9 protein-coding genes are annotated in these 7,227 nt (G+C 65.9%); 8 read left to right on the plus strand and 1 reads right to left on the minus strand.

All coding sequences use genetic code 11. The features are described 5' to 3' along the window. The 4 genes from KDH09_04395 to KDH09_04410 all read left to right on the plus strand — a co-directional run. Window positions 1-279: DJ-1/PfpI family protein (locus tag KDH09_04395; protein MCB0218911.1), on the plus strand; the 279-nt coding region annotated here is incomplete at its 5' end. A gap of 11 nt (window positions 280-290) precedes the next feature. After that, a complete protein-coding gene (locus KDH09_04400) occupies window positions 291-1,043 on the plus strand; it encodes a class I SAM-dependent methyltransferase (protein ID MCB0218912.1) in 753 nt (250 codons plus the stop codon). Between the two features lie 121 nt (window positions 1,044-1,164). Beyond that, window positions 1,165-2,301: a c-type cytochrome gene (locus KDH09_04405; protein ID MCB0218913.1), complete on the plus strand. Its 1,137-nt coding sequence runs from the start codon at window positions 1,165-1,167 to the stop codon at window positions 2,299-2,301. Window positions 2,302-2,307: 6 nt separating this feature from the next. Further along, the gene (locus KDH09_04410; GenBank protein MCB0218914.1) at window positions 2,308-3,588 is read left to right on the plus strand and encodes a c-type cytochrome; all 1,281 of its coding nucleotides are present in this window, start codon (window positions 2,308-2,310) and stop codon (window positions 3,586-3,588) included. Window positions 3,589-3,637: 49 nt separating this feature from the next. On the opposite strand, the gene KDH09_04415 is transcribed toward KDH09_04410, so the two are convergent. Next, the gene (locus KDH09_04415) at window positions 3,638-4,615 is read right to left on the minus strand and encodes an NAD(P)H-binding protein (protein ID MCB0218915.1); all 978 of its coding nucleotides are present in this window, start codon (window positions 4,613-4,615) and stop codon (window positions 3,638-3,640) included. A 169-nt stretch (window positions 4,616-4,784) separates the two neighbouring features. Between KDH09_04415 and KDH09_04420 the strand changes: the two genes are divergently transcribed. The 4 genes from KDH09_04420 to KDH09_04435 form a co-directional block, all read left to right on the plus strand. After that, on the plus strand, window positions 4,785-5,411 hold the full coding sequence (locus KDH09_04420; GenBank protein ID MCB0218916.1) for a hypothetical protein: 627 nt from the start codon (window positions 4,785-4,787) through the stop codon (window positions 5,409-5,411). Between the two features lie 143 nt (window positions 5,412-5,554). After that, window positions 5,555-5,902, plus strand: a complete 348-nt coding sequence (locus KDH09_04425; protein ID MCB0218917.1) for a hypothetical protein — start codon at window positions 5,555-5,557, stop codon at window positions 5,900-5,902. A gap of 49 nt (window positions 5,903-5,951) precedes the next feature. Next, a complete protein-coding gene (locus KDH09_04430; protein MCB0218918.1) occupies window positions 5,952-6,374 on the plus strand; it encodes a hypothetical protein in 423 nt (140 codons plus the stop codon). A gap of 160 nt (window positions 6,375-6,534) precedes the next feature. Further along, the coding region (locus KDH09_04435; protein ID MCB0218919.1) for a hypothetical protein at window positions 6,535-7,227 on the plus strand (693 nt) is incomplete at its 3' end.

Consider the following 7,227-nt stretch of genomic DNA (forward strand, 5'->3'; position numbering starts at 1 on the left):
ATGAACGAGCAGGGCAAGAACACCGCCGCCATCTGCGCCGCCCCCAAGGTGCTCGCCGACGTGGGCGTGCTCAAGGGACGCAAGGCGACGAGCTATCCGGGCGTGCTGGGCTCGCTAAAGCCCGAGGGCGTCGCTGTCACCACCGACGCCGTTGTCAAAGACGGCCCCGTAATTACTTCCCGTAGCGTGGGAACGGCCATGGACTTCGCCCTCGCCCTCGTCGAGGAACTCGAAGGCAAGGATCGGCGCGACCAGGTCGAGCAGGCCATGGCCCGCTAGGCACGCCCTCCGTGAGCGATCCCCGCAAGACCACCGCCGCCCAATGGGACGAGGTCTGGCGCGGCACCAGGGTGCCGGTGCGCCCCGGGCGCATCAATCCCTCCGTCATCTCCACGCGGCGCCTGCTGCTCGGCGCGCTTCCCGGCACTGCAACCAGCATCTTCGAGCTGGGCTGCGCGCCCGGCGCGTGGCTGGCCGACCTGCACCTTCGCACCGGACTCCGGGTCGGCGGGTGCGACCTCTCGCCCGAGGGAGTTGCGTGGACCCGGCGCAACTTCGAGGCCCTCGGCGTCGTGGGCGAGGTCTTCGAGACCGATGTGTTCGAGCTCAGTCCTGAAAAACATGGCGCGCACGACCTGGTCTATTCGCTCGGGCTCGTCGAACATTTCTCCGACACCCGCGCGGTTGTCGAAGCCCATGCGGCCATCACCCGCCCGGGCGGCATCGTCATTGTCAGCGTCCCCAACCTGCAGGGGCTCTCGGGCAGGCCCTACTACCGCGCCGACCCGAACGTGGAGAAAACCCACGAGGTGATGACGGCGGAGCGACTCGAAGAGGCGGCCCGTTCCGCCGGGCTCGAACCGATCCACGCGGGCTACGGCGGGCCTTTTTCGGCCTACGTGCTGCTCGACCGGATGCGCGGGCGCACAAAGCGACTGCTCACCTACGGTGCCTGCACTGTGGCAGCGGCGCTGAGCTATCCCCTGCACAGCCGCCAGGTCAGCGGGCAGGTGCGCCTGATTGCGCGCAAGAGCGCCGATTGACGTGTTCGCGCGTTGCGCCTGCTTCCACATTCGCTAAACTGACAACCGGGTTTTGATCCAAAAAAGCGGACCGATGCACCCTCGGGCGCGCCGGTCCCAACAGCCAGGGGGTTTCGAACCGATGAAAAAGACACTCGTGATGGTGCTTGCCGCGCTGTGCGTGGCAGCCTGCCAGCAGGAACCAAGGAAAATGGATTCGCCGCCCGCGCCCGAGGCGCCGCCGGCCGCCGCTGAACAAGCTGCTCCGGCCGCCGCGCATGCCGACACGGACGTGATCGGGATGCTGCTCAAGAGCGAGCTGGCCACGGGCCTCGATCCCGAGATGGCCTTTGTTCCCGAGGACAACCCGGTGACACCCGCGAAGGTGGAGCTGGGGCGCCTGCTCTACTTCGATGCCCGCACCTCGCGCGACGGGACCGTTTCGTGCGCGACCTGCCACCATCCCGATACCGGCTGGACCGACAAGGGCCCGACCTCGACGGGCATTGGCGGTCAGAAGGGCACGCGCCGCGCGCCTCCCTCGTTCAACCGCCTGTTCTCGACCCTACAGTTCTGGGACGGCCGCGCCGCCAGCGTCGAAGAGCAGGCCAAGGGCCCGATTGAGAACCCGATCGAGCACGGAATGACGCACGCGGATCTCGAAGCGCGCTTTTCGAAGATTCCCGAATACGGCCCACTCTTTGAAAAAGCCTTCGGCACGTCCGAAGTCACCATCGACCGCTTTGCCAAGGCCGTCGCTTCGTTCGAGCGCACGATCATTTCGGGCAACTCGCCCTTCGACAAATGGCAGGCCGGCGACGAGAGCGCCGTCAGCGAAGAAGCCAAGCGCGGCCATCAGGTCTACCTGGCCGAGGGTCGCTGCGCGATCTGCCACTCCGGCGCAAACTTCACCAACGAGCAGTTCCACAACCTGGGCGTGGGAATGAACAAGGAGAAACCCGATCTCGGTCGCTACGAGGTCACTAAAGCGGAAAAGGACAAGGGCGCTTTCAAGACACCGACCCTGCGCAACCTCTCCTCGCGCGCGCCCTACATGCACGATGGCAGCGAGCCCACGCTTGAATCGGTGGTGGAGCTCTACAACCGCGGCGGCAACAAGAACGATCACCTCGATCCGCTCATCACGCCGCTCAATCTGACCGAGCAGCAGAAGAGCGACCTCATCGCATTCATGAAGTCCCTCGACGGCCCCAGCACGAAGGTGGACATCCCCGACGTCTTCCCCGGCGGCTGGAAGGCCGGGATGCCGGTCGAGTAAGAGCCCTTGCAGACACGCATCACAAAGGGCTGCCTGCTGCTCACGCTGCAGGCGGCCCTTTTCCTTTTTGCCTGCGACCCGCTTCCCAAGACCCCCGAGTGGGCCAAAAAGCAGCAAGCGGCGCCGGCACCCGCCGCGCAGCCCGCAGACCCCGTCGCGACAAGCGAGCCGCCGAGTTCGCCGGCCAAGCCCTGGGACTGCACCAACAACCAGTGGAGCTGGGCGCCCGGGCCCGACGCGCCGATCACCTCGGTCGTCCGGCTGGCGCGCAGCCCCCACGTGCGCCCCTGCCCGCCGCCGGCCGGCTCCATTGTTCCGGAGATTCTCCCGGTGGGGCTCGACTGGAAGGACGCCGTTGTTCCCGCGGACAATCCCGTCACCGCACAGAAAGCAGAGCTCGGCCGCATGCTGTTCTACGACACGCGGCTTTCCATCGATGACTCGACCGCGTGCGCGACCTGTCACGATCCCAATTACCAGTACACCGAGCGCAGCCCGCGCCCCATCGGCGTGCCGGGACTCTTCGGAAAACGCCGCACCCCGACGCTCATCAACCGCGCGTTTTCCTCTGCGCAGTTCTGGGACGGGCGCGCCGCCAGCCTCGAAGACCAGGCGCTCCAGCCGGTGACCAACCCCATGGAGATGGCGTTCAAGAGTGGTGACGAGATGATCGCGCGTCTCAGGGAGCTCGAAGCCTACGGCCCCTTCTTCGAAGCCGCTTTCGGTGACAACGCCATCACGCAGGAACGCGTCGCCAAAGCGCTGGCCACTTTCATGCGCACGGTGGTGAGCGCGGATTCGCCCTTCGATCGCTGGCGGGCCGGAGACAAGGAAGCCCTGCAACCCGACGCCATCGCCGGCTGGGAGCTCTTCCGGGGCAAGGCCCGCTGCATCACCTGCCACGGCGGCGCCAATTTCACCGACGAACAGTTCCACAACGTGGGCGTCGGGATGAACGCGAAGGTCCCCGACCTCGGCCGCTACGAAGTGACCCACAACGAGCGCGACAAGGGCGCGTTCAAGACGCCGAGCCTGCGCAACGTGGCCGAGCGCGCGCCCTACCTCCACAACGGCTCGGCCGCCACGCTCGAAGAAGTCCTTGCGCTCTATATTACCGGCGGCGAGGCCAATCCCTGGCTCTCGCCGCTCCTTGAGCCCGTGCCGCTCACCGAAGACGAGATGCGCGAGCTTCTTGCTTTCCTGAAGTCGCTGACCGGTACCCTGCCCCACATCGCCGCGCCCAACACCCTTCCCGGCGGCACCTGGGACAAGACCCGCCGCAAATAAAAAGCGCCCCCGGCATGGGAGCGCTTTTCCTGTCGATGCAGTGGATGCCTCAGTAGCTGGCCGACTCGCGCGGAAGAAGTCCGGCCTCGGCCCACCAGGCGAACGCGTCGGCGAGCGACTCCTCTGCCGGGCGGTAGGGCTCGAGACGCAAGGTGCGGCGCTCGGAGACGCCATCGGGCAGCGAGCGCGAGCCTTTGGAAATCAGCGCGGCCATTTCCTTGCTCACGCGCGGCGGCGTCTTCGAAGCCCTCGCCGCGAATTCGCTCACACAGGCCAGCTCGCGGGCCACGATGCCCGGAAGCTGCAGCGGCCTGGCCGGTTTTTCGCCGCGAATGCGGGCGCAGATCTGGAAGAGCTCGCCGAGCTTGAGATACTCGGCAATGAAATTGTAGTCGGAGCCGGGCACGCCGTGATTGGTCGCAAAGGCGATGTTACGTGCGGCGTCACGGACGTCGACCAAGGGAATTCCGCCGGCAGGCAGCCAGCCCCCCTCGCCGCGGAGCGCTTCGATGAGCAGGCGGCCGAACGCGCTGGGGCCGCGATCGCGCGGGCCGACCATCACGCCCGGATGCACGGCCACGATTTCCATGTCGGAGACCGGGCCGTCCCAGTTGTTGCTGAACGCCGCGGTGAGCGCGTCCGAGACCGAGTTTGCCCAGTGCGAGGGCAACTTCACGCTGGCGGCGATGCCGCCCACGACGACGATACGCTTGATGCCAAGGCCGCGCGCCACGGAGATGAGGTTCTTCGTGCCGATCACGTTGGCCACGCGGGCGCTCTCGTAATCGGGGTACCAGGTCGTGGCCGCCGGCTCGGCGTGCACGATGGCGTGGGCACCACCCGCGCCAAGACGCATCTGATCGAAGGTGGAGAGCGATCCCTCGACCTTCTCGAATTTCACGTCGCTCAGGTGCGAGAGGTCGGTGCCGGGTTCGACCAGCGCGCGGACCTTGTCGCCGCGACCGACGAACTCGCGCAGAATGGCCTCACCGATAAAGCTGTTGGTTCCAGTAAGAAAGACGATCATTGCCCGGAATTTCCCCCGATGTTTGCTTGAATGGGGCGGCGCCTGTGCGGCGGTCTCCCCGAGGAGCGCGCGCATTTTGCACCCTAGCCCCCGCCGATGCAACGCATGGAGCATGCAGCCCCAAATCCGGGTGGGAACGGGCGTTCCAAGCGCCTATGCTGGGCCCGCGATGAGACTGATCTGTCCAGACTCGCGGGGAGAGACCCTGCTGGCCCGCCTGCTGGCCGCCGTGGCGCCCGACGAGCGCCCCGCGCTGGAGGCGGCCGCCTGTTTCGCCTCACGGGTCCACGCCCCAGAGATAGACCCGCGTGAGGGGCCCTACATCCTCCACCCCCTGCGCGTGGCCCTCATCGTCGCCGAGGAGGCCGGACTTCGCGAGCCCCTGTGGCTCAAGGTCGCCCTGCTCCACGATACCCAGGAGCACGACCCGGCCCTGCCCACCGCCACGCTGGCCGCCGTTGCAGGAAGCGAGGCCGCCCGCTGGAGCGCGGCGCTGGCCTTCGAGCACCGCCGCAATCCCGGGGTGCCCCAGGCGGTCAGCCTGGCCCACTATTTCGCGGGCCTGCGCGCCGGGCCGCCGGAGCTTCGAATCGTGAAAATGGCCGACCGGCTCGACAACCTGCGCGAGGCCGCCCGCCTGGGGAAGAAAAAGAAACTGGCCAAACGCCTGCGCCAGGAACGAAGGGACTATCTGCCGATCTGGGACTGTACGGATGCAGAAGCCGCTCTGGCGCTGAAACCCCGCATTGGCTTCTTTCTCGAAGAACAATTGCGCTCCGCCCTGCCCCCCGCCTAGGCCGGAATGGCCCCGTGCCACTGGACTTTTCTTCCTTCCCCACCGGGGCCCGGACGTGTAAATAAAAGGGGACCGACAAGCTCGAAAGAGCCGAGCCCCGCCCCGGCGGAAGGCTTGCTGTCAGAAACCTCCCGGAGATTGTGATGACACACGCGATGGGCGAAGCGGTGAACGCCGCACCGACGCCCTCCAAAGGACTTGGATTCGCCGCCGTTGTGCTGGTTTTCATGGTGGCGGAGATCTCCATCTACGGCGGAGTCGAAAACGCGACCGATTCCCATCGGATGATGCTGCTGGGAATGATCATCGTCTCGGTGGTCGAGGCAACGGGCATGTGGCTGACGTGGACCGGTCGCTACAAGCTCGGCGGGAATCTGCAGATTGCCGCGAGCGTGCTGCATGTCATCGACCTCATGGGCGTCATCGGCATCATCGGCGGCATTCTCTCGCGGCGCTACCCTGAGCGCCTTGCCGCTCTGGACGAAGAGTAGCCTTTCCCTCTGGACCGCCGCGCCCGCGCGGACTAGCCTGCGCGCCGCCATGAAGATTCTTTTTGTCTGCAAAGAAAACGCCTGTCGCTCCCTGATGGCCGAGGAACTGGGCCGCTGGCTCGATCTCGACGAGGCCAACCAGTATTTCAGCGCCGGAATTGCCCCCACCCAGGTCCATGAAGGAACCCACAACACCTTCATCGACCGCGGGATCGTCCCGCTCGAAGAGCCCCGCGCCAAGAGCATCGCCGAGGCCCTGGAGGCCGCCGGCGGCAGCGTGGACCTCGTCGTTACCCTCTGCGAGGACTCCGAGCGCGACCTGCCCGAAATTGCGGGTGCCACCCGCCGCCTGCACTGGCCCATGCCCGACCCGCGCGAGTTCGAAGGCTCGGCGCAGGAAGTGCGCAGCCACTTTGCCGACATCCGCGACCGCATCGAGCGCGAAGTCTCGCAGCTTCTCGACGAAGCCTGAGCGCCTCGCCCCCACAGCCGATACGCCCCCGCCCGGCTTGCCTGCCGGTCAGGTGGCCAATTAGATTGATCTGACAGTAAATGGGTGGGGAGCAGATCGGTCTTACGTGGCGCAAGCGCTATCACCTCTCCATCGGACCCGCCTCTCCCGAAAGAGAACCATGTCATCGGCACCGCACCTGCTTCGCTTTGCTGCGATCGTCACACTTCTCGTGCCGGTGTGTTTCGCCCCACTTCGCACCCTCGCATCCGACAACGTCAGCAATACGCCCAACAACGTCAGCGTGCTGCCCCTGGTCGTCAGCGGCAATCAGGTTCCCACGCTTGGCGGCCAGAGCCTGCTGGGCCTGACGGCATTCCGCTGCGCGGCGGGCAAGACGACACCGGTGGTTTTCCAGGTCGATGAGATCAATTCCCAGAACCGGGTGGTCTCGGGCGATGCGCTCCCCGAAGTGAGCGCCGACGAGCAACCCGGCCTCATCGACGACAACGACCAGATCGTCTTCATGCAGCGCGATCTGGGCGAGCGTTGCGGCGAGGAGCAGCTCGGCCGCGCGCGCGGCAAGCTGGTGGAACTTGAAGCGAGCGGCGGCTCCCTCAAGGACAAGGCCTATTTGTATTTGCTCTCGGCCGAGCGCGGGCATGTACCCTCGAGCAGCGCGGTGCGCTTTGACAAGTCCCGGCAAACCATCTCGACCCCGGCCTATGAGATGACCTATTCGATCGAGCATCCGCATATGCTCACCTCGTTCATCCTGCATGAGTTGCGCTTGCGCGAAAACAAGAATGTCCTCGACCGAATGAACGTGCTCATGGATGCCAAGGCGCTGGGCGCGCTGGTTCAACTTCACATG

This window comes from Chrysiogenia bacterium, assembly GCA_020434085.1.
Classification (GTDB): Bacteria; JAGRBM01; JAGRBM01; order JAGRBM01; family JAGRBM01; genus JAGRBM01.

Bases quoted from the DNA above. Each gene is read 5' to 3' on its own strand.
- KDH09_04405 (MCB0218913.1), top strand. From the start codon at position 1,165: ATGAAAAAGACACTCGTGATGGTGCTTGCCGCGCTGTGCGTGGCAGCC.
- KDH09_04415 (MCB0218915.1), bottom strand. From the start codon at position 4,615: ATGATCGTCTTTCTTACTGGAACCAACAGCTTTATCGGTGAGGCCATT.
- KDH09_04420 (MCB0218916.1), top strand. From the start codon at position 4,785: ATGAGACTGATCTGTCCAGACTCGCGGGGAGAGACCCTGCTGGCCCGC.
- KDH09_04425 (MCB0218917.1), top strand. From the start codon at position 5,555: ATGACACACGCGATGGGCGAAGCGGTGAACGCCGCACCGACGCCCTCC.
- KDH09_04430 (MCB0218918.1), top strand. From the start codon at position 5,952: ATGAAGATTCTTTTTGTCTGCAAAGAAAACGCCTGTCGCTCCCTGATG.